The 23,278-nt window shown below is 68.8% G+C and carries 23 protein-coding genes and 2 pseudogenes; 12 read left to right on the top strand and 13 right to left on the bottom strand.

Annotation, left to right across the window (positions count from 1 at the left end):
- Positions 1 to 126: 126 nt before the first annotated feature.
- Positions 127 to 1,032: a LysR family transcriptional regulator gene (locus FZ025_RS06210; RefSeq protein WP_046978534.1), complete on the bottom strand. Its 906-nt coding sequence runs from the start codon at positions 1,030 to 1,032 to the stop codon at positions 127 to 129.
- A gap of 150 nt (positions 1,033 to 1,182) precedes the next feature.
- Between FZ025_RS06210 and FZ025_RS06205 the strand changes: the two genes are divergently transcribed.
- The 3 genes from FZ025_RS06205 to FZ025_RS06195 all read left to right on the top strand — a co-directional run bounded on the left by FZ025_RS06205 (position 1,183) and on the right by FZ025_RS06195 (position 5,276).
- Positions 1,183 to 1,989: a DODA-type extradiol aromatic ring-opening family dioxygenase gene (locus tag FZ025_RS06205; RefSeq protein WP_046978533.1), complete on the top strand. Its 807-nt coding sequence runs from the start codon at positions 1,183 to 1,185 to the stop codon at positions 1,987 to 1,989.
- Between the two features lie 108 nt (positions 1,990 to 2,097).
- Positions 2,098 to 3,342 carry a putative DNA modification/repair radical SAM protein gene (locus FZ025_RS06200; protein ID WP_104558630.1) on the top strand — a complete coding sequence of 415 codons (1,245 nt, stop codon included), beginning with the start codon at positions 2,098 to 2,100 and terminating at the stop codon, positions 3,340 to 3,342.
- Between the two features lie 488 nt (positions 3,343 to 3,830).
- A complete protein-coding gene (locus FZ025_RS06195) occupies positions 3,831 to 5,276 on the top strand; it encodes a UdgX family uracil-DNA binding protein (protein ID WP_104558631.1) in 1,446 nt (481 codons plus the stop codon).
- A 39-nt stretch (positions 5,277 to 5,315) separates the two neighbouring features.
- Here FZ025_RS06195 and FZ025_RS06190 read toward each other — a convergent pair whose 3' ends face one another.
- Positions 5,316 to 5,984, bottom strand: a complete 669-nt coding sequence (locus tag FZ025_RS06190) for a class I SAM-dependent methyltransferase (protein WP_046978318.1) — start codon at positions 5,982 to 5,984, stop codon at positions 5,316 to 5,318.
- 280 nt (positions 5,985 to 6,264) lie between these two features.
- Here FZ025_RS06190 and FZ025_RS06185 point away from each other — a divergent pair, with 280 nt between their 5' ends.
- From FZ025_RS06185 to FZ025_RS06175, 3 genes are all read left to right on the top strand, one after another.
- Entirely contained in the window at positions 6,265 to 7,902 is a 1,638-nt protein-coding gene (locus FZ025_RS06185; RefSeq protein WP_046978319.1) for a Na+/H+ antiporter, read from the top strand.
- A 280-nt stretch (positions 7,903 to 8,182) separates the two neighbouring features.
- Positions 8,183 to 9,130, top strand: coding sequence for an ABC transporter ATP-binding protein (locus FZ025_RS06180; RefSeq protein WP_046978320.1), 948 nt, complete (start codon positions 8,183 to 8,185; stop codon positions 9,128 to 9,130).
- Entirely contained in the window at positions 9,127 to 9,888 is a 762-nt protein-coding gene (locus FZ025_RS06175; RefSeq protein WP_046978321.1) for an ABC transporter permease, read from the top strand. The genes FZ025_RS06180 and FZ025_RS06175 overlap by 4 nt, the downstream gene beginning before the upstream one ends.
- A gap of 63 nt (positions 9,889 to 9,951) precedes the next feature.
- Here the strand turns inward: FZ025_RS06175 and FZ025_RS06170 are convergent, their stop codons facing one another.
- Positions 9,952 to 10,197, bottom strand: coding sequence for a DUF3297 family protein (locus FZ025_RS06170; protein ID WP_046978322.1), 246 nt, complete (start codon positions 10,195 to 10,197; stop codon positions 9,952 to 9,954).
- A gap of 145 nt (positions 10,198 to 10,342) precedes the next feature.
- On the opposite strand from FZ025_RS06170, the gene FZ025_RS06165 reads away from it, so the two are divergent.
- Complete coding sequence (locus FZ025_RS06165) at positions 10,343 to 10,888, top strand: DUF6630 family protein (protein WP_046978323.1); 546 nt, start codon at positions 10,343 to 10,345, stop codon at positions 10,886 to 10,888.
- A 57-nt stretch (positions 10,889 to 10,945) separates the two neighbouring features.
- Here FZ025_RS06165 and FZ025_RS06160 read toward each other — a convergent pair whose 3' ends face one another.
- Complete coding sequence (locus FZ025_RS06160) at positions 10,946 to 13,036, bottom strand: protease pro-enzyme activation domain-containing protein (RefSeq protein WP_046978324.1); 2,091 nt, start codon at positions 13,034 to 13,036, stop codon at positions 10,946 to 10,948.
- A 247-nt stretch (positions 13,037 to 13,283) separates the two neighbouring features.
- Between FZ025_RS06160 and FZ025_RS06155 the strand changes: the two are divergent.
- Positions 13,284 to 13,442 (top strand): annotated as a pseudogene (locus FZ025_RS06155) (IS5/IS1182 family transposase); the annotation flags it as partial.
- A gap of 80 nt (positions 13,443 to 13,522) precedes the next feature.
- Here FZ025_RS06155 and FZ025_RS06150 read toward each other — a convergent pair.
- The 6 genes from FZ025_RS06150 to msrB form a co-directional block, all read right to left on the bottom strand.
- Positions 13,523 to 13,924 (bottom strand): hypothetical protein, encoded by a 402-nt coding sequence (locus FZ025_RS06150; protein WP_104558632.1) that lies wholly within the window; start codon positions 13,922 to 13,924, stop codon positions 13,523 to 13,525.
- Positions 13,925 to 14,152: 228 nt separating this feature from the next.
- Positions 14,153 to 14,437 carry a DUF4031 domain-containing protein gene (locus FZ025_RS06145; RefSeq protein WP_046978325.1) on the bottom strand — a complete coding sequence of 95 codons (285 nt, stop codon included), beginning with the start codon at positions 14,435 to 14,437 and terminating at the stop codon, positions 14,153 to 14,155.
- 9 nt (positions 14,438 to 14,446) lie between these two features.
- Positions 14,447 to 14,980, bottom strand: coding sequence for a hypothetical protein (locus FZ025_RS06140; RefSeq protein ID WP_046978367.1), 534 nt, complete (start codon positions 14,978 to 14,980; stop codon positions 14,447 to 14,449).
- 220 nt (positions 14,981 to 15,200) lie between these two features.
- Positions 15,201 to 16,412, bottom strand: a complete 1,212-nt coding sequence (motB, locus tag FZ025_RS06135; protein WP_046978326.1) for a flagellar motor protein MotB — start codon at positions 16,410 to 16,412, stop codon at positions 15,201 to 15,203.
- 10 nt (positions 16,413 to 16,422) lie between these two features.
- Positions 16,423 to 17,277, bottom strand: coding sequence for a flagellar motor stator protein MotA (gene motA / locus FZ025_RS06130; protein ID WP_046978327.1), 855 nt, complete (start codon positions 17,275 to 17,277; stop codon positions 16,423 to 16,425).
- Between the two features lie 314 nt (positions 17,278 to 17,591).
- Complete coding sequence (msrB, locus tag FZ025_RS06125) at positions 17,592 to 18,056, bottom strand: peptide-methionine (R)-S-oxide reductase MsrB (protein WP_046978328.1); 465 nt, start codon at positions 18,054 to 18,056, stop codon at positions 17,592 to 17,594.
- Positions 18,057 to 18,210: 154 nt separating this feature from the next.
- Here msrB and FZ025_RS06120 point away from each other — a divergent pair, with 154 nt between their 5' ends.
- Both FZ025_RS06120 and FZ025_RS06115 read left to right on the top strand, forming a co-directional pair.
- A complete protein-coding gene (locus FZ025_RS06120) occupies positions 18,211 to 18,594 on the top strand; it encodes a hypothetical protein (RefSeq protein WP_244292467.1) in 384 nt (127 codons plus the stop codon).
- Between the two features lie 198 nt (positions 18,595 to 18,792).
- Complete coding sequence (locus FZ025_RS06115) at positions 18,793 to 19,170, top strand: baeRF12 domain-containing protein (protein WP_046978330.1); 378 nt, start codon at positions 18,793 to 18,795, stop codon at positions 19,168 to 19,170.
- A 104-nt stretch (positions 19,171 to 19,274) separates the two neighbouring features.
- Here the strand turns inward: FZ025_RS06115 and FZ025_RS06110 are convergent.
- Positions 19,275 to 19,444 (bottom strand): annotated as a pseudogene (locus tag FZ025_RS06110) (Lrp/AsnC family transcriptional regulator); the annotation flags it as partial.
- Positions 19,445 to 19,592: 148 nt separating this feature from the next.
- Here FZ025_RS06110 and FZ025_RS06105 point away from each other — a divergent pair.
- Positions 19,593 to 20,900 (top strand): D-amino acid dehydrogenase, encoded by a 1,308-nt coding sequence (locus FZ025_RS06105; protein WP_046978331.1) that lies wholly within the window; start codon positions 19,593 to 19,595, stop codon positions 20,898 to 20,900.
- Entirely contained in the window at positions 20,879 to 21,952 is a 1,074-nt protein-coding gene (gene alr, locus FZ025_RS06100) for an alanine racemase (protein WP_104558635.1), read from the top strand. Before FZ025_RS06105 ends, alr begins: the two co-directional genes overlap by 22 nt.
- Before the next feature lie 354 nt (positions 21,953 to 22,306).
- On the opposite strand, the gene FZ025_RS06095 is transcribed toward alr, so the two are convergent.
- Together FZ025_RS06095 and FZ025_RS22850 are read right to left on the bottom strand one after the other, a co-directional pair.
- The gene (locus tag FZ025_RS06095) at positions 22,307 to 22,876 is read right to left on the bottom strand and encodes a DUF3016 domain-containing protein (RefSeq protein WP_046978332.1); all 570 of its coding nucleotides are present in this window, start codon (positions 22,874 to 22,876) and stop codon (positions 22,307 to 22,309) included.
- 146 nt (positions 22,877 to 23,022) lie between these two features.
- Positions 23,023 to 23,265 (bottom strand): hypothetical protein, encoded by a 243-nt coding sequence (locus tag FZ025_RS22850; RefSeq protein ID WP_046978333.1) that lies wholly within the window; start codon positions 23,263 to 23,265, stop codon positions 23,023 to 23,025.
- Between the last annotated feature and the right edge of the window lie 13 nt (positions 23,266 to 23,278).

Genomic DNA, 23,278 nt, shown 5'->3' with positions numbered 1-23,278 from the left:
GAAGGGGAGGGGGCGAAGCGCTGGCATTGTGCGCATGCGCCGCCGCTGCGATCAGCGCCACGCGCGGGATGTTGTGTCCGACCGGTGTCTGCGCCACGCCGGCCACACGCGAGTCAGGGCGCCGCGTCAGGGCGCGGCGGCGTGCATCTCGCGCTCGATGCCCACTTCGACCAGATAGTCGATGAAGCTGCGCACCTTCGGCGCCAGGTGGCTGCGGCTGGCATAGACCGCATACACGCCGATCGGGGCGAGCTGGTGGTCGCGTAGCACCCGCTGCAGGCGCCCGTCCTCCAGCGCCTGCTGCGCGATGAAGTCCGGCTGCAGGACGATGCCCATGCCGGCGATGGCGGCTTCGCGCAGCACGTCGCCGCTGTTGGCGCGCAGCCCGCCTTGCACGCGCACCCGGGTTTCGCCGTCGGGGCCATGCAGGGCGATCTCGTCCAGCGGCAGGTAGCTGTAGCTCAGGAATTCGTGGCCGGCGATGTCGGCGGCCAGGCGCGGCGTGCCGGCGCGCTGCAGATAGGCCGGCGCGGCGTACAGAGAGGCCTGCACTTCGCCGAGCTTGCGTGCGATCAGGGTCGAGGTGACCTGGCGGGTGATGCGGATCGCCATGTCGTAGCCTTCCTCGACGATGTCCACGATGCGATCGGACAGCGACAGGTCCAGCGCCACCTGCGGATAGCGCGCCCGGTAGCCGGCCAGGCGCGGGCCCAGCCGGGCGATGCCGAAGCTGAAGGGCGCGTTGATGCGCAGGGTGCCGGACGGGGTCAGCGCCTGCTCGCCGACCGCCGCCTCCATGTCGTCGAACTCGGCCAGCAGCACCTGGCAGCGCTGGTAGTAGGCGGTGCCGACGCTGCTCGGGCTGACCCGGCGGGTGGTGCGGTTGAGCAGGCGCAGGCCCAGCCGCTTCTCCAGCCAGGCCACCTGCCGGGTGACGCTGGCGGTGGACATGCCCAGCGCATCGGCGGCGGCGTTGAAGCCGTTGCGGTCGACCACGGTGACGAACACGCGCATCGCGTCCAGCGTATCCATTGTTGCCGTTCCTGAAATAGATATCCGGTCGCAGGGTAATTTATCTGCCTCTGCGCCGGGAATACGCTGTGTTCCTGCTGCGATGGCGGCGCCGGCCGCGGCCACATCCGCTCGCCGGACGCAGCGCCTCGTCCTCCTGGAGAACCCGTCATGTCCCGTCTGCCCTCGCTGTACATCTCGCATGGCTCGCCGATGACCGCGCTGCATCCGGGCCTGGTCGGCGTGCGCCTGGCCGAGCTGGCGGCGGCGCTGCCGCGGCCGCGCGCGATCGTGGTGGCGTCGGCGCACTGGCTGGCGCGGCGGCCGCTGGTCGGCGCCGCGGCGCAGCCGCAGACCATCCACGACTTCGGCGGTTTCCCGCGCGAGCTGCACGAGATGCAGTACCCGGCGCCGGGCGCGCCGGCGCTGGCGCGCGAGGTCGCCGAACGGCTCGAGCGCGCCGGCCTGCAGCCCCACGTGGACGAGCGCCGCGGCCTGGACCATGGCGTGTGGGTGCCGTTGTCGCTGCTGTACCCGCAGGCCGACATCCCGGTGATTCCGCTGTCGATCCAGCCGGAACTGGGCCCGGCGCACCAGCTGGCGATGGGCCGCGCGCTGGCGCCGCTGCGCGACGACGGCGTGCTGCTGATCGGCTCGGGCAGCATCACCCACAACCTGCACGACGTCGGCCGCTATGCCGACGGCAAGGACGCGCCGTACGTGCGCCCGTTCATCGACTGGGTGGAGCAGGCCTTGCTGCGCGAGGACCTGCCGGCCCTGCTCGACTACCGCCGCCAGGCGCCGTTCGCCGCGCGCGCGCATCCGACCGACGAGCACTGGCTGCCGATCTACTTCGCGATGGGCGCGGCCGGCGAGGGCGAGCTGGGCGCGCAGCGCATCGATGCCGGCATCGCCGCCGGGTTGCTGGCGATGGACCTGTACCGGTTCGACGGCGCGGCGCAGCGCGCTGCGGCCTGAGCCCGACCGTCGCAGCGCGCCGGCGCGTGCCTGAGCGGTTCATCGCAGTGAAGGCGAAGACGCATTGCCGTCTCACAGACTGAGACGGCAAGCGCGCATCGTCCGCGGGTGAATACCCTCGAAAAGCTCGCCGTGCTCGCCGACGCGGCCAAATACGACGCCTCCTGCGCTTCCAGCGGCACGGGCCAGCGCCATTCGCTGCGCAGCGGCGGCATCGGCAGCACCGAGGGCATGGGCATCTGCCATGCGTACACGCCCGACGGCCGCTGCGTGTCGCTGCTGAAGATCCTGCTGACCAACTTCTGCGTGTTCGATTGCGCGTACTGCGTCAACCGCGTCTCCAGCAACGTGCGCCGCGCGCGCTTCGCCCCGGCCGAGGTGGTCAAGCTGACCCTGGACTTCTACAAGCGCAACTACGTCGAGGGCCTGTTCCTGTCCAGCGGCATCATCCGCAACAGCGACTACACGATGGAGCAATTGGTGGAAGTGGCGCGGCAGCTGCGCGAGGAGCACCGCTTCGCCGGCTATATCCATCTCAAGACCATCCCCGATGCTTCGCCGGAACTGCTGGCCGCGGCCGGCCGCTACGCCGACCGGCTCAGCATCAATGTCGAGCTGCCGACCGAGCGCGGCCTGGCGCAGCTGGCGCCGGAAAAGAGCGTCGGCGGCATCCGCGCGGCGATGGGCGAGCTGCGCTGGCGCATCGAGGAAAGCAAGGCGGCGCGCAAGGCCGAGCGCAAGCTTGGCGCCACGCCGCCGCGTTTCGCGCCGGCCGGGCAGAGCACGCAGATGATCGTCGGCGCGGATGCGGCCGATGACCGTGCGATCCTGCACACCAGCCACAATCTCTACGGTAATTATCGGCTGCGGCGGGTCTATTACTCCGCGTTCAGTCCGATCCCCGATGCCTCGTCGACATTGCCGCTGCAGGCGCCGCCGCTGCAGCGCGAGCATCGCCTGTACCAGGCCGATTGGCTGCTGCGTTTCTACGATTTCTCGGTGGAGGAGATCGCGCCGGAGGCGGCCAGCGGGATGCTGGATCTGGATGTGGATCCGAAGCTGGCCTGGGCATTGCGGCATCCGGAGCGGTTTCCGGTGGATCTGAATACGGCGGCGCGCGAGCTGTTGTTGCGGGTGCCGGGCCTGGGCACGCGCAATGTGGAGCGGTTGCTGTTGTCGCGGCGGCATGCGCGGTTGCGGGTCGGGGATCTGGCGCGGTTGCGGATGCCGATGAAGAAGGTGCTGCCGTTCGTGAGTGTGCTCGATCATCATCCGCGGCGGCGCCTGGACGATCCGCAGCGGCTGCGGGCGCAGTTGGCGCCGGCGCCGCGGCAGGGTGGGTTGTTTGATTGACTTGGTGGGGTGGGGTTGTGGGGGCTGGGTTGTTGCGCTGGCGGCTGCAACTGCAACTGCGGAGGCAGAGGCATTAGCTGAAGCAAGATCAAGATCAAGATCAAGAGCTTTCGCGCCGGTCGGCGCGAGTCACTTTTGTCTTGGCAAAAGTAACCAAAACCGCTCCCGCCCGACACGAGCCGGTGCGATACAGCCGCACCGGTGCCCTGCGCTCCTCGGCACGAGCGGCACGGCGCCCAAACTCGCTTCGCTCAAACAAGGGCGCCTCTTCGGCCGCTCGCGCCTGCGGTGCTCGGCTCGCTTTAAGGCGGGAAGTTTCAAAAGCAAAATCAACGGCAACGGCAACAGCAATAGCAATAGCAATAGCAACAGCAATAGCAACAGCAATAGCAATAGCAACAGCAACAGCAACAGCTGTGGCCGTGGTGATGGTGGTGGCGCTGATGTCTGTCGCTTTGGTGCTGGTGGGGTGATGCGGGGATTGGATCGTGTTTCGGGCTGAGGTGGTGCCGGGGTGGGGGCTGGAGGCGTGGCGGGCGGCGGCGCGGGCGGCGTGGTGTGCGCAGGTGGCGCCGGCGTCGCTGCTCTGGGAGGGGGATGCGCAGGGCGGGTTGCTGATCGGGACCGAGGTGGCCGCGTTGCCGGCGACGGTGGCGGCGCCGCGGGTGTCGGCGGAGTTCCTGGCCTTGGCCGGGGCGGTGCTGTGCCATCGCGATTCGCAGCGGCATGCGTTGCTGTATCGGTTGTTGTGGCGGATCGCCTCGGGCGAGCGTGCGCTGTTGCAGCGGGTCACCGATGCCGATGTGCATCGGGCGCAGCAGTGGGCGCAGGCGGTGCGCCGCGATAGCCACAAGATGAAGGCGTTCGTGCGCTTTCGCGAGGTGCCCGGCGAGGACGAGGCGTTCGTCGCCTGGTTCGAGCCGGAGCATCGCATCGTCGATCGCATCGCGCCGTTCTTCGCGCGCCGCTTCGCCGGCATGCGCTGGGCGATCCTGACCCCGTACCGCAGCGTGCGCTGGGACGGTGCGGCGCTGCAGTTCGGCGCCGGCGCGCAGCGCGCCGATGCGCCGGCCGACGATGCGCAGGACGCGCTGTGGCGCATCTACTACGCCAACACCTTCAATCCGGCGCGGCTCAATCCAGGCATGATGCGCCAGGAAATGCCGCAGAAGTATTGGAAGAACCTGCCGGAGACGCAGTTGCTGCCGGGCCTGATCCGCGATGCCGGGCAGCGCGTGCGTGCGATGGCCGAGCGTGCGCCGGCGCCGGTACGCCGGCGCATTCCCGCGCCGCTGCCGGTCGCGGTCGATGCCGATGGCAGCCTCGATGCGCTGCGCGCCGCCGCGCGCGAGTGCCGCCGCTGTGCGCTGTGGCAGCCGGCCACGCAGGCCGTGTTCGGCGAGGGGCCGCACGATGCGGCGGTGATGGTGGTGGGCGAGCAGCCCGGCGACGAGGAGGACCTGAGCGGGCGGCCGTTCGTCGGCCCGGCCGGGCGCCTGTTCGATCGCGCGCTGGTCGAGCTCGGCATCGCCCGCGCCGGGCTGTACGTGACCAACGCGGTCAAGCACTTCCGCTTCGAGCAGCGCGGCAAGGCGCGGCTGCACCGCACTCCCGACCGTGCGCAGGTCGAGGCCTGCCGCTTCTGGCTGGCCGGCGAACTGGCGCGAGTGCGGCCGCGCATCGTGCTGTGCCTGGGCGCCACCGCAGCGCGCGCGGTGCTGGGCAACGGCTTTGCGCTGATGGCGCAGCGCGGGCAGTGGCAGACGCTGGCCGACGGCACCCGCGCGCTGGCCAGCGTGCATCCGTCGTGGGTGCTGCGCCAGCGCGGCGGCGAGGCGGGCGAGGCGGCCTATCGCGGGTTCGTGGACGACCTGCGCGCGCTGGCGCAGGCGGGCGAAACGCCGCGCGTCGCGGATGCGCAACAGGACCGCTGATCGTGGCGATGCGTCACGCGGCGCCTGGGTGCCGCCGGCTCACAGGCGCTGCAGCACGTAGCTGTTCTCGAACCCATGCGCGCAGCCCAGCACATGGAAGTCGTTGAAGTAGCCGGCGGCCCTGAGCAGGTCGACCGCGGGGCCGACTTCCGGCGAGGATTGGTGGTCGCCGTAGTCGTCGAACACCACGAACCCGCCGGTGACCACGCTGGGCGCATACAGCAGGAAATCCAGCAGCACGTTGCGCCCGGTGTGGCCGCCGTCGATATGCAGCAATGCCACTTCCGGTTTCATGTTGTAGAAGTGCTGGGCGCAGAACTCCGAGTAGCCGCGGATGAACTGCGCATTGGGCAGCAGCAGCTGGCGATAGTGGTTGAATTCCTCGAACTGGTTCGGCAAGGCGAACGGATCCAGGCCGATCACCCGGCGCTGGCGGTTGCTGACCTCGTTCATCAGCACCAGCGACTTGCCCTTCCACACGCCGATCTCCACCAGGTCGCCGGGGATTCCCTCGAGCAGCAGGCACAGATACCCCAGCAGCCGCACGTGATCGTGGAACGACAGTTCGCGCCGCGGCATCGCCTGTTCGGCCGGCAGGCTCGCCTGGGCCTGCTCGAAATGCGCGCCGATCAGGTTCCAGACCTGCGTGATGTTGTCGCTCACCGCCTGGCCGTCGATGAAACGGTTGAGTTCTTGAATGCTGAGCATGGAGTCTCCGACGGCGGCGGTACGCTGGGTTTAGGGCCTGTCCCGATAGCGCTAACCGGCCCCACTGCGCGCAGATCGGTTCGATGGTAGCGCGTGCCGCGGTGCGGTGCCGCGGAGCGCAGGCTGCGCCGCCACGGCGGCGCAGCCTGCGCTGTTCCACGCCGTCGCATAAATGCCGCGCGCGTCCGCCACTGGACATCGCGCCTGCGGTGCGCTTTGCTTGCCGCTTCCCCCATTCATGGTGCGGTGCCGGCGGCGCGGCGCCGCCGTCCGGACGAGCATGCATTCGATCGAAGTGGTGTTGGCGATGTTGCTGGCGGTGGTGGCCAGCGGCTACCTGGTCCGCGTGCTGCCGTTCTCGCTGCCGTTGCCGCTGGTGCAGATCGGCCTGGGCGCGGTCATCGCCGGGGTGTTCAAGAAGGGCTACACGCTGGAGCCGGAGCTGTTCTTCCTGCTGTTCCTGCCGCCGCTGCTGTTCCTGGACGGCTGGCGCATCCCCAAGCAGGGCCTGTTCCGCGACAAGGGCGCGATCCTGGAACTGGCGCTGGGCCTGGTGGTGTTCACCGTGGTCGGCGCCGGCTTCCTGATCCACTGGATGATCCCGGCGATGCCGCTGGCGGTGGCGTTCGCGCTGGCCGCGGTGGTGTCGCCGACCGATCCGATCGCGGTGTCCTCGATCGCCGCGCGGGCGCCGATCCCGAAGCGGCTGATGCACATCCTGGAGGGCGAATCGCTGCTCAACGATGCGTCCGGCCTGGTCTGCTTCCAGTTCGCGGTAGCCGCGGCGATGACCGGCACGTTCTCGCTGGCCGACGCCTCGCTGACCTTCCTGTGGGTGGCGCTGGTCGGCGTGGCCGCTGGCGTCGGCGTGACCCTGGGCGCGAGCCTGGCGCAGCGCTGGATCTGGCGCCAGGTCGGCGAGGAGCCCGGCGCAGCGATCCTGGTCAACCTGCTGCTGCCGTTCGCCGCCTACCTGCTGGCCGAGGCGATCAACGCCTCCGGCATCCTTGCCGCGGTCGCCGCCGGCATCAGCATGAGCTACGTGGAACTGAGCGGCCGCGCCCCGGGCAGCATGCGCGTGCAGCGCTCGGCGGTGTGGGACATGGTCCAGTTCACCCTCAACGGCATCATGTTCGTGCTGCTCGGCGAGCAGCTGCCGGGGATCGTGCAGGGCGCGGTGCACAACATCGACGAGGCCGGGCACCTCAATCCGTGGTGGCTGCTGGGCTACGCGCTGGCGATCTACGCCGGCCTGCTGCTGCTGCGTTTCATGTGGGTATGGCTGTCGCTGCGCTGGAATCTGCTCAAGGCGCGGCGCCGCGGCGAGGCCCAGCCCAGCCCGCCGTGGCGGATCATCGTGGCCACCTCGCTGGCCGGCGTGCGCGGCGCGATCACCCTGGCCGGCGTGCTGACCCTGCCGTTGCTGCTGCCCAATGGCGCCGCGTTCCCGGCGCGCGACCTGGTGATCTTCCTGGCCAGCGCGGTGATCGTGACCTCGCTGCTGGTCGCCAGCGTGGCGCTGCCGCGGCTGCTGCGCGGCCTGGAACTGCCGGAGGAGCCCAGCGACCGCCTGGAGGAGGACCTGGCGCGGCGCGAATCCTCGCGCGCGGCGCTGGCGGCGGTGGAGAAACTGCGGCAGCGGCTGGTCCACGACAGCGAGCACGCCGACCTCTACAACGAGGCGGCGATCCGGGTCAGCGCCCTGTACCAGCGCCACCTCGACCATGGCGAGGCGATGGAGAGCGATCCGGAAGAGGCGCGGCGGCTGGACGACGTGCTGCACCAGCTGCGCCACGCCGGCCTGCAGGCCGAACGCCAGGAGCTGTTCAGGCTGACCCGCCAGCGCAGGATCTCCGACGAGATCGCGCGCCGCCTGATCCGCAATCTGGATCTGCTGGAGGCGCGGCGGAAGAATTGAAAGCTGGGAATGGGGAATAGGGAATGGGGAATAGGGGCGCGCGCTGTAGGTTGGTTCGGCTGGCGGACGCTTTAGCTTGCCATGCTCGTGACGATGCGGCTGCTAGGCTCTCTCGATTCTCGATTCTCGATTCTCGATTCTCGATTCCCGGCCCAACCACCACTATCCCGTACGCGGGAGACTGCTTCCGCCGATCGGGGTTTATCGGAGCGTAGCGGACCTCTACCCTGTCGGACGTTCGTCGCGGGGGCCGGTCCGGTCCGCCGCGCAAGGAGTTCCCGTGTCCCCGATCATCTCCATCCAGCAGCTCACCAAGACCTATGCCGGCGGCTTCCAGGCGCTGAAAGGCATCGACCTGGACATCCAGCGCGGCGAGATCTTCGCCCTGCTCGGTCCCAACGGCGCCGGCAAGACCACGCTGATCAGCGTGGTCTGCGGCCTGGTCAATCCCAGCAGCGGGCGGGTGCTGGCCGACGGCCACGACATCGTGCGCGACTACCGCGCCGCGCGCGCCAGGATCGGACTGGTGCCGCAGGAACTGGCCACCGACGCGTTCGAGACGGTAGGGGCGACGGTGCGCTTCAGCCGCGGCCTGTTCGGCAAGCCGAAGCATCCGGTCTACCTGGAGCAGGTGCTGCGCGAACTGTCGCTGTGGGACAAGCGCGACAGCAAGATCTCCACGCTGTCCGGCGGCATGAAGCGGCGCGTGCTGATCGCCAAGGCGCTGGCGCACGAGCCGAGCATCCTGTTCCTGGACGAACCCACCGCCGGCGTGGACGTGGAGCTGCGCCACGACATGTGGCAGATGGTGCGGCGCCTGCGCGAGCAGGGCACCACCATCATCCTGACCACGCACTACATCGAGGAAGCCGAGGACATGGCCGACCGGGTCGGGGTGATCAACCGCGGCGAGCTGGTGCTGGTGGAAGACAAGCGCACGCTGATGCGCAAGCTGGGCAAGAAGCAGCTGGCGCTGACCTTGCAGGCGCCGCTGCCGGCATTGCCCGCGGCGCTGGCCGCGCAGCCGCTGGAGCTGTCCGCCGATGGCGCCACGCTGACCTATACCTACGACGTGCAGGCCGAGCAGACCGGCATCGGCAGCCTGCTGCGGCAACTGGAGGAACACGGCGTGGAGATCAAGGACCTGCATTCCAGCGAAAGCTCGCTGGAGGAGATCTTCGTCAACCTGGTGCGCCCGGCGTCTGCCGGCGCGCAGGCGCGCGCATGAACCTGCACGCGATCGCCGCGATCTACCGTTTCGAGATGGCGCGCACCTTCCGCACCCTGACCCAGTCGATCGCCTCGCCGGTGCTGTCGACCTCGCTGTACTTCGTGGTGTTCGGCGCGGCGATCGGCTCGCGCATGGGCGCCATCGACGGGATCGGCTACGGCGCCTACATCATCCCCGGGCTGGTGATGCTGTCGCTGCTCAACGAGAGCATCTCCAACGCCTCGTTCGGCATCTACATGCCGCGCTGGGCCGGCACCATCTACGAGGTGCTGTCGGCGCCGGTGGCGTGGTGGGAAGTGGTGATCGGCTATGTCGGCGCGGCGGCGAGCAAGTCGGTGCTGCTGGGCCTGCTGATCCTGCTCACCGCGCGCGCGTTCGTGCCGTACGAGATCGCGCATCCGCTGTGGATGTTCGGCTTCCTGGTGCTGACCGCGCTGACCTTCAGCCTGTTCGGCTTCATCATCGGCATCTGGGCCGACGGTTTCGAGAAGCTGCAGGTGATCCCGCTGATGGTGGTCACCCCGCTGACCTTCCTCGGCGGCAGCTTCTACTCGATCGGCATGCTGCCGCCGCTGTGGCAGAAGATCAGCCTGTTCAACCCGGTGGTGTACCTGGTCAGCGGCTTCCGCTGGGCGTTCTTCGGCAAGGCCGACGTGCACATCGCGGTCAGCGCGAGCATGACCGGGGTGTTCCTGGCGCTGTGCCTGACCGTGGTCTGGGCGATCTTCCGCAGCGGCTACCGGCTCAAGTCCTGAGCCGGCGGCCGCGGGCGGCGCATGCCGTGGCGCGAATCGCCGAGCGCCGGCAGTGCGCCGCGCTCAGCCGGTTTTTTCCAGAAAGTACGCCTCGACCTGGCCGTTGATCTTCATCGTCATCGGATTGCCGCGGCGGTCGCGCGCCTTGCCAACCTGCACGCGGATCCAGCCTTCGCTGGCCGAATACTCCTCCACGTTGTCGCGCTCCACGCCGTTGAAGCGGATGCCGACCCCGCGCGCCAGCGCCGCGGCATCGTGGAACGGACTCTGCGGGCTGATCGCCAGGTGATCGGGAGGGGTATCGCTCATCGTGGTGGGCTCGCTTGGCGGCGGGTGGCGCCGTCTTCCGGGGGCGAAGGATAAACGCCTGCGGCGCCGCTGCCGAGTTTCGCCGCGCTTCCGTCGCCGCGCGCGGCGCGTCACACTGCGCGTCCCGCAGCACCGATCCGCCGCCATGCCCGACAACAGCGCCGACTACGACGACCCCGACGACCTCAGCGGCGACGCCGACGCCGACGATCCGGATACCCAGCAGGAGCTGATCTGGAACCTGCTGCTGCTGATCAATCCCGGCGACGAGGAGACCGCGCTGCGCCAGTTCAACGCCTACCGCGAGGTGGCGGGCGAGGGCGACAGCGACGGCGACGGCTGGCTGTGGACGCTGAAGGACGCCATCGACTGGAGCTCCGGCTTCTACGTGGACGGCCGCGACGCCGAAGCGCTGGTCGGCGCGATCGACGAACTGGCCGCGCGCTGGAACCTGCGCATCGACTGGGGCGGCGACCTCGACGACGAGGACTTCCTCGGCGCCCACGACATGGCCTCGCTGCTGGGCGTGGCCTACGACCGCCTGCGCGAGTACGGCTACAGCATCTGGTGCTGGGACACCGGCGGCGACGACCGCGCCGGCTGGATGGCGCTCAGCCGCGACGACGAGGACATGCAGCGGCTGGCGGCGATCCTGGGCATCGAACTGCGCCCGGGCAGCGATCCGTTCTAGGCGCCGCGTGCGCCGTGCCGGTCCGGGCCGCGCACGGCCCGGACGGCGGCCTGGGCGCTAGCCCTTCTTCGCGGTCTTGACGATCACCGGCGAACTCAGCTTCGCCCCGCCCTTGTTCAGTGCGATGACCAGGAACGCGTAGTAGGTGTTCGGCTTGAGGTCCTTGAACGTGTAGCGCGTGCCGCGGGTGAGCGCGTAGCCACTCACCGCGCCGCTGGCGTAGTCTTCCGCGATCAGCTCGTATCCGGTCGCGTTGTCCGCTGCGCTCCATTCCAGCGTGCTCGTCGTCGTGGTCGGGCTGGCGTGCACGCCGCGCGCCTGGTTCGGCGGTGGCGTGCTGCTGTCGTGCACAGTGAGCAGCGAGTCGATCAGCAGCGAGGAAGACAGCATCGAACCCAGCCCGGTCACGTTATCGTAGCCCTGGCCGGCAGAGAAGCCGGCGACGCCGCCGAACAGGTTGGCGTTGCCATTGCTGCCCTTGAGCACGTCTTTGGTATCGAGTGAGACGGCACCGTCGATATAGCCGTAAAGGAACGGATTGGCGAAGCCGATCCGCCCCAGTCCCGCGTACTGGTGCGCCTGGTCGGCAATGGACATGAAACTGGCCCAGATCGGCGATGAGACGCTGGTGCCGCCTAGGTTGATCCAGCCGCCGTCCAGTTCGGAATAGACTGCGACCGGCGTGCTGGGGCTGGCCACGGCGGCCACGTCCGGGAAATTGCGTTGCGTGGACGAGCCGTGGTTGGGCGCAGCGATTGACGTCTGCTTGCCCTGGGCGTCGGCGATCAGCTGGTAGTCCGGGATCGGCCAGTAGGCACTGATGCCACCGCCTGTGGCGCCTTCGCCCTTGCCGAGCAGGTTCCAGGTTTCTTCGTTCAGGTAGCTGCCGTTCTGCCGGGTGAACAGCGCGGTGCCGCCGACCGAGGTGACCAGCGGCTGGGTGCCCGGATCCTCGCCGTGCAGGCCGCTGCCGGTGCGTCCGTAGGCGCCCTCGTCGCCGGAACTGACATACACCCCCTGGCCTTGCGCGACCATCTGCGTCAGCACCTGACCCTCCGCGGCGAGCGCCGCATTGCCCAGGATTTCCTCGTCCATCCCGTAGGAAATGCTCACCGTCTGCGCGGTATTGTCGTCGGCGATGGCGCCCAGCGCCGCCAGCAGCGCCACCGGATACGGATCGTCGCCTTCTTCGTAGACCTGGATCTGCTGCAACTGCGGATTCACCGCGATGGCCATGTCGATGTCCAGCGCCGCCTCGTGAGCGACGCCTGTATTGTTGACCGCACCGGCATAGCCGTTGACGTTGCGGACCTTCACCGGCACGTTCGGCAGTCCGAACTTCTTCACGTAGGTGGCGATATCGCTGCTCAGGAAGCCGCCTTGTTCGAACAGCGCAAGGGTCTCCTGCTTGCCCGGTGCCAATTGCGCGGGAATGGCATAGGCCGTGCGGATGTCCTGCGGACTCAGGCCGCCGTTGGGGCCGTGGCCGGCGGACTCTGTGGCCGCATGCGCATTGCCGCTGGCGTGATCGTCGGCCATCGCCGCAGGCCTCGCCGGCGCGCGGATGGCCAGCGGCGCGAAGCGGATGGCGTCGTTGAGTCCGACGATGCCGCCGACGTGGCTGGCGATCTCACGGGGCAATTGCGGTTGCCGATCGGCCGAAAAGAAGGTCTTGCCGTCGCTGGCCTGGTAGCGGCCGAAGTTCACCCCGAGATGGTGGGCGAAGGTGCTGGCGGGCGCCTTCAAGGTGATCAGCGAGCCGGCGCCGCCGATGCTCTTGACCTGCATTCCATGCGCCTGGGCGAAGGCCGTGACCGCGTCGATGTCGCTCTGCCGCGTGCCGAAGCGCGCCGCGAATTCGCTCGGGGTCAGGTAGTGCCCATAGAGCGGATCGCCCGGTCGCGAGACGTGCATCGCGTAGTCGTAGGCACCGGCACCGTCCTTCAACGGCAGGGTCATCACCACACTGATCGGCGCACTGGCCGTCAGCGCGCCGAGTTGCTTGGCGCTCTGCAGCTGTGCGGGGAGGTGGGCGATCTCGGGCGTCGCGGTCTGGCCGCTTTGCGCGGCGCTGATCGCAGGCGTGGACAGCGCGGCCAGGCAGGCCAGGTGCAGGGGCAGGCGGCGAAACAGCGAGGCATCTTTCATGCAGGGGGACCTTCGATAGGGAGCTGCGAAACGACCACACCGGAACGACATGCACAGGCACGCCGCAACGCTGGCGTGCCAGGGTGCGAAACGATCAAAAAATGCGCAATTCAAACAGAGCGAGCCTCGGCAGAGGCTCGCTCGAAGCATAGCGCTGTCGTTGGATGGTCTGTAGACAAATGCGGACAAGATTGAGCGCGGCTAAGAAAAGCCTTTGAGCGGGTCTGTTGAGCCACCACTGTGCGCTGTGCACACCTTCAAGGGCATGCCCAAACGGTGGGTCGAGTGCAGTTTTACGCGGCTGCAGAAGAACCTACTGCTGTGGAAGAACTGAAAACGCAACCTCAACACCAGCTTGCAGTTCATCGCCATAGGCTTCTTGGCACTACTGCTCAGAAGGTCGTAAACAGGCCCCAAGGGGTGCATAGACGTTGTACATGGCCGGGCCGAAAAATTCTTCGGCCCGGCTGTATTGCATTGAGAGCATTATCCCTTGTAGCCCTTGTTATCTTTGATTTCTTTGTAGGCAGCGTAAAGTTTATGATCTTTCTTTGTTTCTTTCTTGATGTCGCTGGGAAGGCCATTAGGATGACTCTTCCAGAGGCTATACGCGTTCTGGCTAATTTGGGTGTCCTCTTGCACGCTAATGTGTGCCTGCCGGCCAGCATCATATCCAGGTACCTCATGAGTGGTATTCTCATCCGAAAAGCGTGCGTTGAATGTGCTTCCGGCAGTGCGGCGGCTAGCGTTCATGCGCTGCAGCGATGGGAATCCTGAGGATTGGGCTGGGCTTGGCGATTGATTGTGTGGCGGCGGTGAGCTTTCCGGGTTGTTTGTTTGGTTGGGGTAATAGCTGCTGCTTGATGCGCCACGAATTGGACTAGTCATGAAAAAACTCCAAGATCAGACATGTATTGCTATGCGCGAGCCGGGAAAGCCTAGCGTAAGGCCAGTGCGTCGCCGCAACGCGAATGATCCGCCTAATCAGTTTCTGGGGATTCTTGCGGAAAGAATCTTGTGCGCAAAAAACGAAGGCTTCCCGGTACCTGATTACCCGTCAGGGGTATCCCTGATCCGGAGGGGGGCGTGGCGGCGCCTATCCAGGTCCCAAGCCGTTCAATCGGCCTCGCCGCGCGCCTGTGCGCGGGCCTGGCGGATCAGTGCCTTCATCAGCGCGCGATCGGTGTGCCGCGACACCGGCAGCGCGCCCAGCCGGATCGCTTGGTCGCGCAAGGCGGCGGACACGTCGTAGTGCGCGCCGCTGAGCTTGTTCTGGAAGGCGCGGCGGGGAATGCCCAGCCGCGCCGCCATCGCATGCAGTTCGTCCAGCGTATCGGCGAGCAGGTGTCCCCAGCGCTGGCCGCGCCAGGGATGCACCGCATCGTCGATGTAGACCGCCATCGCGTCCGCTCAGGCTGGCGTGCGCTTGCCGTCGGCGTCCGCTTCGGCGTCGGCCGCAGGCCTCGCCGCGTCGCTTCCCGCCGTGTCCGCTGCTGCATCGGCATCGGCAGCATCGTCGCCGGCATCGGCGACGCCGTCTTCTTCTTCGGCCGCGTCGTCATCGCCCTCGGCGAACTCGGCGACCAGCGCGTCCAGATACTCGGCCGCGGTCTTGCCCTCGTCGGCGGCAAGGTCGTCGATCATCTGCTGCAACTGGGTCGAGTAGTCCAGGGTGATGGTGGTGCCTTCCTGTTCCTGCACGCTGGCCAGATGCTTGAGCATCGCCAGCATCGGTACCGGGTTGTCGGCGTTGCCCATGGTCTGGCCGCCGACCGACAGCAGCCATTCGCTGCCCTGCAGGCCGATCGCGGCCAACACCCGGCCGCTGTCGTCCTGCAGCACGGCGTGGTTGGCGATGGGCTGCTCGCGGCCCAATCGGGCGAAGCCGCGCTTGGGCTGCTGCTTCTTGCGCTTGTCGCGCCTGGCTTTGGATTGCTTGGACACGTTCGTCTCGCTCGCGGAGTGACCGCCATTGTAAGCGGGTCGGGCGGGCATGACCTTCGGCGGCAGGGCGAACTCGGCAAGCGACAGGCGATGCTGGCGCGGCGCCAGCGGGTCGCCAACGCGGCGTTGCAGCGCGACATCGAACGCATTGCCCGCCAGGCGATCGCGCAGGGCGTGGCGCAACCGCGCCGACAAGACAACGCGCCGAGAGGAAAAAGCGTTAGCGCCGCGCCGGGCTTTCGGCGGCGGCCGTTACCGGGGCCGGCGCTGGCGCTGGCGCAGTGCTGCTGCGCGGCTTGCCGCCGGGGACGCTGTTGACCGCGCGGATCGCTGCGCGGGCGGCGTCGGCGGCGACCTCCGGCGAGGTGGTGTGCGGCGGCGCGATCGTCACCGTTGCCGGGCTGGCGGTGCTTGCCGCCGGGGCAGCGGCAGGCGTTGCCGGGGCCGGGAGCGTCGCCGCTGCGGGCAACGGCGTCGGCGCGGCGGTCGCTGCCGCGCTCAGGTCCGGCAGCTTGGTGTCGGCATCGCTCTGCGGCTTGCCCAGCGCCACCGCATGCTCGCTGCCGGCCAGCGCCGCGTCCTCGGCGTCCTTGGTCATCACCACAATGCTGATGCGGCGGTTGATCGGGTTGTCCGGGTTCTGCCTGTCGAACAGGATCGAGGAGGACAGGCCGACCACGCGCGAGACCTTGTCCTCGCTCATGCCGCCTGTCACCAGCTCGCGCCGCGCCGCATTGGCGCGGTCCGCGCTCAGCTCCCAGTTGCTGTAGCCGCTCTTGCCGCTGTATTGGGTGACGTCGGTGTGGCCGCTGATGCTGATGCGGTTGGGCACTTCGTTGATGAAGCCGGACAGCTCGCGCAGGATGTCGCGGGTGTAGGGCTTGAGCACCGCGCTGCCGATGTCGAACATCGGCCGGTTCTCCTTGTCCACGATCTGGATGCGCAGGCCGTCCGGGGTCAGGTCCAGCAGCAGCTGGTCCTTGAACGGCTCCAGCGCCTGGCTCTTGTCGATCGCTTCCTTCAGATCCCGCATCAGCGTTTCCAGGCGCTGCTTTTCCTTCTCGCGCTGCGCCGTCTTGCTTTCCGTGTCGCCGTTCAGGCTCTTGCTGCCGAACGGATCCTTGTTGTCGCCGCGCTGCATGTCCGCCGTGCCGCCGAGCTTGATCATCGAGGTGCTGGCGCCGCCGGGGCCGGCCATGCCGGGACTCGGCGCCGGGCTCTTGCCTTGCAGCGGGCTGGGATTGCGGAAGTATTCGGAAATCGCCACGCGCTGTTCCTTGGTGGTCGCCGCGACCAGCCACAGCACCAGGAAGAAGGCCATCATCGCGGTCACGAAGTCGGCGAAGGCCACCTTCCAGGCGCCGCCATGATGGCCGCCGCCCTGGACCTTCTTGACCCGGCGGATGACGACGGTGGCTTTGGTCTCGGGCATGACGGCGGCGCTACTTGATCGTCTTCAGGTGCGTCTCGAAGTCCGAGAAGCTCGGCCGCACGTTGCTCGGCAGGGTCTTGCGCGCGAATTCCAGCGCGATCTTCGGGTTGTAGCCGCGCAGACAGGCCAGCAGCGCGGTCTTCACCGATTCGAAGATGCGGCTGTCCTGCTCGGCGCGCGCTTCCATCGCCGCCGCCAGCGGCGCGACGAAGCCGTAGGCCAGCAGGATGCCGAGGAAGGTGCCGACCAGCGCGGCGCCGACGTGTTTGCCGATCTCCTCGATCGGGCCGCCGATCGAGCCCATGGTGATGACGATGCCCAGCACCGCGGCGACGATGCCGAAGCCGGGCAGGCCATCGGAGACCTTGCTCAACGCGTGCGCCGGCGCCATCGCCTCGTGGTGATGCTTTTCCAGCTCCAGCTCCAGCAGCGGCTCCAGCTCGTGCGGCTCGATGTTGCTGCCGATCATCAGGCGCAGGCAGTCGGTGATGAAGTCGAGCAGATGGTGGTCGGCCAGCACCTTCGGATAGTTGCCGAAGATCGCGCTCTCGGCCGGCTTTTCGACATGGTCTTCCAGGGCCATGAAGCCATCGCGCCGCGCCTTGTTCAACAGCTCGTAGAGCAGGGTCAGCGTGGCCCGGTAGTCGTCGGACTTGTACTTGGGACCCTTGAACGCGCCGAGGATGTCGACGAAGGTCGCCTTGACGATCTTGGCGGGGGTGCTGACCAGGAACGCGCCCAGCGCCGCGCCGCCGATGATCATCAATTCGTAGGGCTGCCACAGCGCGCCAAGCTTGCCGTGCGACAGCACATAGCCGCCGACGACACTGATGATGACGATGAGGAAGCCGACAATGATGAGCATGGCGGAAGCAGCCTGCGAGCCGTAAGCGGGGATACTTCCATTTCGGCCCGGCCGCGGCTTTCTGAAGTCGGCGATGCCGCGGCGTCTGCGTGAAGATGCGCGTGAAGATGCCTGTGAGACGTCGCTGGCGGCGCGCGCCGGCGTGCGCCGCGGCAGCCCGCTCCACGCTTGCGCTGGCGCGCACTCGAACGCAGTGAACTGCCGCAGCGGAGGCGGCGGCGACGCGCAGCGACGGCTGCATTCGCTATTGCGTGCCGCATCGGGTCCGCGCTGCGGCGCGCTGTTCTCGAGGACGATTGCAGGCGCCGCGCCGCTCAGGCCGGTGCGCTGTCGCCGCCGCCGCGGCGCAACGGGTTGGGCAGCGCCTGGCCCTGCTCGGTGAACTGCAGCGATACCGAGTTCAGGCAATGCCGCTCGCCGCTGGGCGGCGGGCCATCCGCGAACACGTGGCCGAGGTGGCTGTCGCAGCGCGCGCAGACGATCTCGGTGCGGATCATGCCGTGGCTGGCGTCGCGGATCTCGCGCACGTGGGCCGGATGGTAGGGCGCGAAGAAGCTGGGCCAGCCGGTGCCCGAATCGAACTTGGCGCTGGAGCGGAACAGCGGCAGTCCGCACAGCCGGCAGGTGTAGACGCCTTCCAGCTTGTTGTCCAGGAAGACGCCGCAAAACGGCGCTTCGGTGCCGTGCTGCAGCAGTACCCGGCGCGCTTCGCCGTCGAGTCCGGCGATCAGCCGCTCGCGTTCGGCAGACGTGGGCGGCGTGAGGTCGAATCGGCTCATGGCGGGGCCTGCGGCGCGGTAAGGATGCGCACAAGATGAGGGCGCCGCCGCGGCGATCAAGCCACGTGCGCGGCGGCATCGACGTGGCGGTCCGGTTGCGCTAGCGTTGGCGCGTCGACCACGGTGCTACGGAGCGGTTGTGCATCCATCCCTCATGCGCATGGCCGCCATCGCGCTGCTGGCGCCAGCGCTGGCGACGGCGCAGAGCCTGAATCCGGCACCGGCGTCGCCGACCGCCACCCGGCAAGCGACCACGCTGGAATCGGCGCCGGCGCCCAAGGCCGCGCCGCTGCCTTCCAGCCTGGACGATCGGCCGCAGTCGTCGCAGTCGTCTGCGCACACGCCGGCCAAGGCCAAGCCGTCGCCCGCCAACGGTGCCAATGCCGCAACCGACTGGCGCCCGGTCAAGCTGTACGACCGCCGCGGCCGGCTCATTCCCGGTGCGGTGCAGGTCGGCCCCAACCGCGTGCTGGACACGCGCCGCGGCCGCTACCACAGGACCGTGCCCAGCGGCGACGGCCAGCGCATCAATGATTAGTCCTCCATTGCCGCGTAGGCCGCGCCGGGCCTGCCAGGCGCAACCCGCAGGGCTTTTGGGGGCCGTAGATCGGGCGCCGACGGCCGCAGCGTGAAAGCGGGCCAACGCTCCGTGGCCGCGATCCTCACGAACCGCTTCCTAGACTGGCCCGACACAGGCGCTCCCGTCGCCTGCGCCGTATCTTCGCTAGGAGAACCGATGAGCAAGCTTCCCGACAACACCCTGGTGGTCGTCGCCGATCGCGTCAGCGCACGCCTGTTCCGCACCAATCTGGCCGGCCAGACCTCGCTGCTGGAGCAGACCGAAGTGCTGACTCCCACGCCGATCGAAGGCGTCGAGGATGGCGATCGGCCGATGACCATGGACGAGGCCGGCTTCGTCCGCCAGCTGGCCGAGCGCCTGTACCAGAGCGCGTTGCGCAGCGACTTCGAGCACCTGGTGCTGGTCGCCGACCCGCAGACCCTGGGCCAGCTGCGGCCGCTGCTGCACAAGGAGGTGCAGAAGCGGGTGGTGTCGGAACTGGCCAAGAACCACGCGCGCACCTCGCGCGACGAGCTGGAAAAGCTGCTGGCCTAAGCGCCGCTGTCGCCGCTGCCGCAGGCAGCGCGCCTGCGGCAGCGCGTCGTCGCCAGCGCAGGTGGGCCGACGCATCGCGCGCGGCCGCGTTCAGTCGGCGATCGGCCGGTGATGGCGCCGTCGCGTTCCAGCCGGCGCACCCGCTCGGTGCACGGGGTGGTCGACAGGCCGAGCCGCTCGCCGAGTTCGGTGAAGGAAATGCACCCTTCCTGCCGCAGGATGCGCAGAGGATCCTGCGGTCGATCTTGTCCAGTTCGCGGGGACGTGCGGCGATGGCGCAGGTCTCGGTGGGCTGGAGCAGGGGATTGACCTGTCCGGTGTTCGAAAGTCAGGGGAAAATTCTGGATTGCGCTGCATATACTGCGCTTAAACCCATCCGTGGCGCCATTCAGCCAGGGATTCGATCCGACAGAGGTGAGCGCATGCGGGTTCTGGTTCTCGGCAGCGGTGTGATCGGCACGGCCACGGCGTGGTATCTGGCGCGCAGCGGCTGCGAGGTGACGGTGGTCGATCGCCAGCCCGCGGCCGGGCTGGAGACCAGCTATGCCAACGCCGGCCAGGTGTCGCCGGGCTACGCCTCGCCGTGGGCGGCGCCCGGGGTGCCGCTGAAGGCGTTGAAATGGCTGTTCCAGCGCCACGCGCCGCTGGCCATCACCCCGACCGGCGACATCCGCCAGTACCTGTGGCTGGCGCAGATGCTGCGCAATTGCACCGCCGAACGCTACGCGATCAACAAGGCGCGCATGGTGCGGCTGTCCGAATACAGCCGCGACTGCCTGGACCAGCTGCGCGCCGACACCGGCATCGCATACGAAGGCCGCCAGCTCGGCACCACCCAGCTGTTCCGCACCCAGGCGCAGCTGGACGGCGCGGCCAAGGACATCGAGGTGCTGCGCGAATACGGCGTGCCCTACGAACTGCTCGACCGCGCCGGCATCGCCCGCATCGAGCCGGCACTGGCCAGCGCCCCGGCCCCCCTGGTCGGCGCGCTGCGCCTGCCCAACGACCAGACCGGCGACTGCCGCCTGTTCACCCAGCGCCTGGCCGCGCTGGCCGCCGCGGCCGGCGTGCAGTTCCGCTATGGCGAGACCATCGACGGCCTGCACGCCGATGGCGACCGCCTCGACGGCGCGCGCATCGGCGGCCAAGTCGAGCGCGCCGACCGCTACGTGGTCGCCCTGGGCAGTTATTCTCCGCAGCTGCTTGCGCCGCTGGGCATCCGCCTGCCGGTGTATCCGTTGAAGGGCTATTCGCTGACGTTGCCGATCCGCGACGCGGCGCTGGCCCCGATGTCCACGATCCTCGACGAAACCTACAAAGTGGCGATCACCCGCTTCGACCAGCGCATCCGCGTCGGCGGCATGGCTGAACTGGCCGGCTTCGACCTGTCGCTGCCGGCGCGGCGCCGCGCCACCCTGGAAAACGTAGTGAACGACCTGTACCCGCGCGGCGGCGACCTGGCCCGCGCCGCATTCTGGACCGGGCTGCGCCCGGCCACCCCCGACGGCACCCCGGTGGTCGGCGCCACCGGCTACCGCAACCTGTTCCTCAACACCGGCCACGGCACGCTCGGCTGGACCATGGCCTGCGGTTCCGGCCGCTACCTGGCCGACCTGATCGCCTCGCGGCAGCCGCAGATCAGCGGCGAGGGCCTGGACATCTTCCGTTATTCGAGCGGCGCCCCGGCGCCCGTCGCCGAGGCAAGTTCGTGCGCCCAGCCCGTGCGTTGATCGATCTCCAGGCGCTGCGCCACAACTACCGCCTGGCCCGGCAACTGGGCGGCGGCAAGGCGCTGGCGGTGGTCAAGGCCGATGCCTACGGGCACGGCGCGGTGGCCTGCGCGCGCGCGCTGGAAGCGGAGGCCGACGGCTTCGCGGTGGCCTGCATCGAGGAGGCGCTGGAACTGCGCCAGGCCGGCATCGCCGCGCCGATCCTGCTGCTGGAAGGCTTCTTCGACGCCGACGAACTGGCGCTGATCGCCGCGCACGGCTTGTGGTGCGCGGTGGCCTCGCCGTGGCAGGTGGAGGCGATCGCCGCCTACGCCGCGCCGCAGCCGCTGTGCCTGTGGCTGAAGCTGGACAGCGGCATGCACCGGCTGGGCCTGGCGCCGGACGAATTCCGCGCCGCGCACGCGCGGCTGAGCGCGCTGCCGCAGGTCGAGCGGCTGGTGCTGATGAGCCATTTCGCGCGCGCCGACGAACTGGACAGCGCGCGCACCCTGGAGCAGGCCGAGGTGTTCCGCCAGGCCAGCGCCGGCCTGGCCGGGGAGACCAGTCTGTGCAATTCGCCGGGGCTGCTGGGCTGGCCGCAGCTGCACAGCGACTGGGGCCGCCCCGGGCTGATGCTGTACGGCGCCGACCCGTTCGCCGCCGGCGCCGCGCTGCCGGGCGAGCTGCGCCCGGTGATGACCCTGCAGTCCAAGGTCATCGCGGTGCGCGAACTGGCCGCCGGCGAGCCGGTCGGCTACGGCGCGCGCTTCGTCGCGCCGCGGCCGACCCGGGTCGGCGTGGTGGCGATCGGCTACGCCGACGGCTATCCGCAGTTCGCGCCGAACGGCACCCCGGTGCTGATCGACGGCGCGCCCGGCGCGCTGATCGGGCGGGTCTCGATGGACATGCTGACCGTGGACCTGACCGAGCATCCGCAGGCCGGACGCGGCAGCGAGGTGCAGCTGTGGGGCGCGCAGCCGCGCATCGACATCCTGGCCGCGCGCTGCGGCTCCAGCGCCTATCGCCTGCTGTGCGGACTCAAGCGCGCGCCGCGGCAGTACCGGGGCGGCTGAGCGCCGCATGCGTCTGCGGCGGCGGCTATGGTGGCCTCGGGCCATCGGCCGTGAGCGCCAGCCGGGAGCGCGTGGTCTCCAGCAGCGATCGCAGCAAGCGAAGCGCTGGCCGCACCGGACCTGGCTGCAGTCGGGACTGAAGTCCCTCCCACAAGGGGACGCACCTCGCGTCGCCTGGCGCCTTCTGCTCTTTTGTAGAGCGGCTTCAGCCGCGACGAACGAAGCCGCGGTGCTACCGGCTGCGGATACCGTCGGGGCTAAGGCCCCTCCTGCAGTGCACCCAGCCAGCCGGCCGCAAGTCCCTGGAGGAGCGGCTTCAGCCGCGACGAACGGGTGCCCGCAGGCACGCCAACCTCAGCGCTCGGCCACCGCCGCCTGGTCGCGGAACTGGCGGCGCAGCCAGTCGTCGAGCAGCCGCTTCTCGTAGCGCAGCGGATCGGTGTTCAGGCCGATCGAGCTGTTCATCAGGTAGCTGCTGTCGAGCAGCTTGCGCGCGCCCTGCTCCAGCACCTGTCCGTCGGCGGCGTACAGGGTGAAGTTCAAGCTGATGCGCGGCGGGTAGATGTCGCGCATGACCCGCACGTCGTTCCATTGCGGGCCGTGCCAGGGCTCGTAGTCGCCGGCGCGCCTGATGTCGGTCAGCTCGACCTGCAGCCGCCGGCCGGGCGCCAGCTGCTTGCCGGCGCGCTGCTGCAGGTAGTCGGCCAGTTGCCGCACCCAGTCGCCGCGCTGCGCTTCCCAGCGGTTGCGGCTGTAGCGCAGTTCGCTGAAGGCGGCGGGGTCGGTCCAGCGCACCTGCACCGGGCTGTCGCCCTCGGTGCTGCGCACGGCCTGCGGATCGGTGACGTTGCGGGTCGCGGCGGAGGCGCCGCCCGCCAGCAGGCAGGCCAGGGCCAGCGCCGTCCAGGCATATCGGATCTTCATCGCGGATCTCCACGGAAACGGCCCGGCCAGTGTGTGCCTGCGCGGGCGCCGCCGCAATCGCGCCGCCGCTGCGTGCGGCGACCGTTCTTCGCCGGTTCATGGGCGCGGCCATGCGACACGCGGTTCACGCTGCCTCGCCGCGTGCTTCACGGCGCCCGCGCGACCATCCGTGGCAACGCAAGCAATTCGGGGATCGCATGAAGATGCTGCTGTTCCACCAGGCCCACGCCGCGTCGCAGGCGCGCCTGCAGTTCCTCGACTGGGCCAGGCCGCATGGACACAGCCCGGCGAGCGGCGCGGCCAGCTTCGTCGACCAGCCGGCGGACCTGGACGCGGCGGCGCGTCACCTGCGGCTGAACCCGGGCGAGGACGTGCGCCAGGAACGGCATGGCGGCAGGAGGC

It is taken from the genome of Xanthomonas hyacinthi (assembly GCF_009769165.1).
GTDB lineage: Bacteria > Pseudomonadota > Gammaproteobacteria > Xanthomonadales > Xanthomonadaceae > Xanthomonas_A > Xanthomonas_A hyacinthi.
Note: the sequence above shows the minus strand (reverse complement) of the source record. Positions and strands in the feature narration are given on the sequence as shown.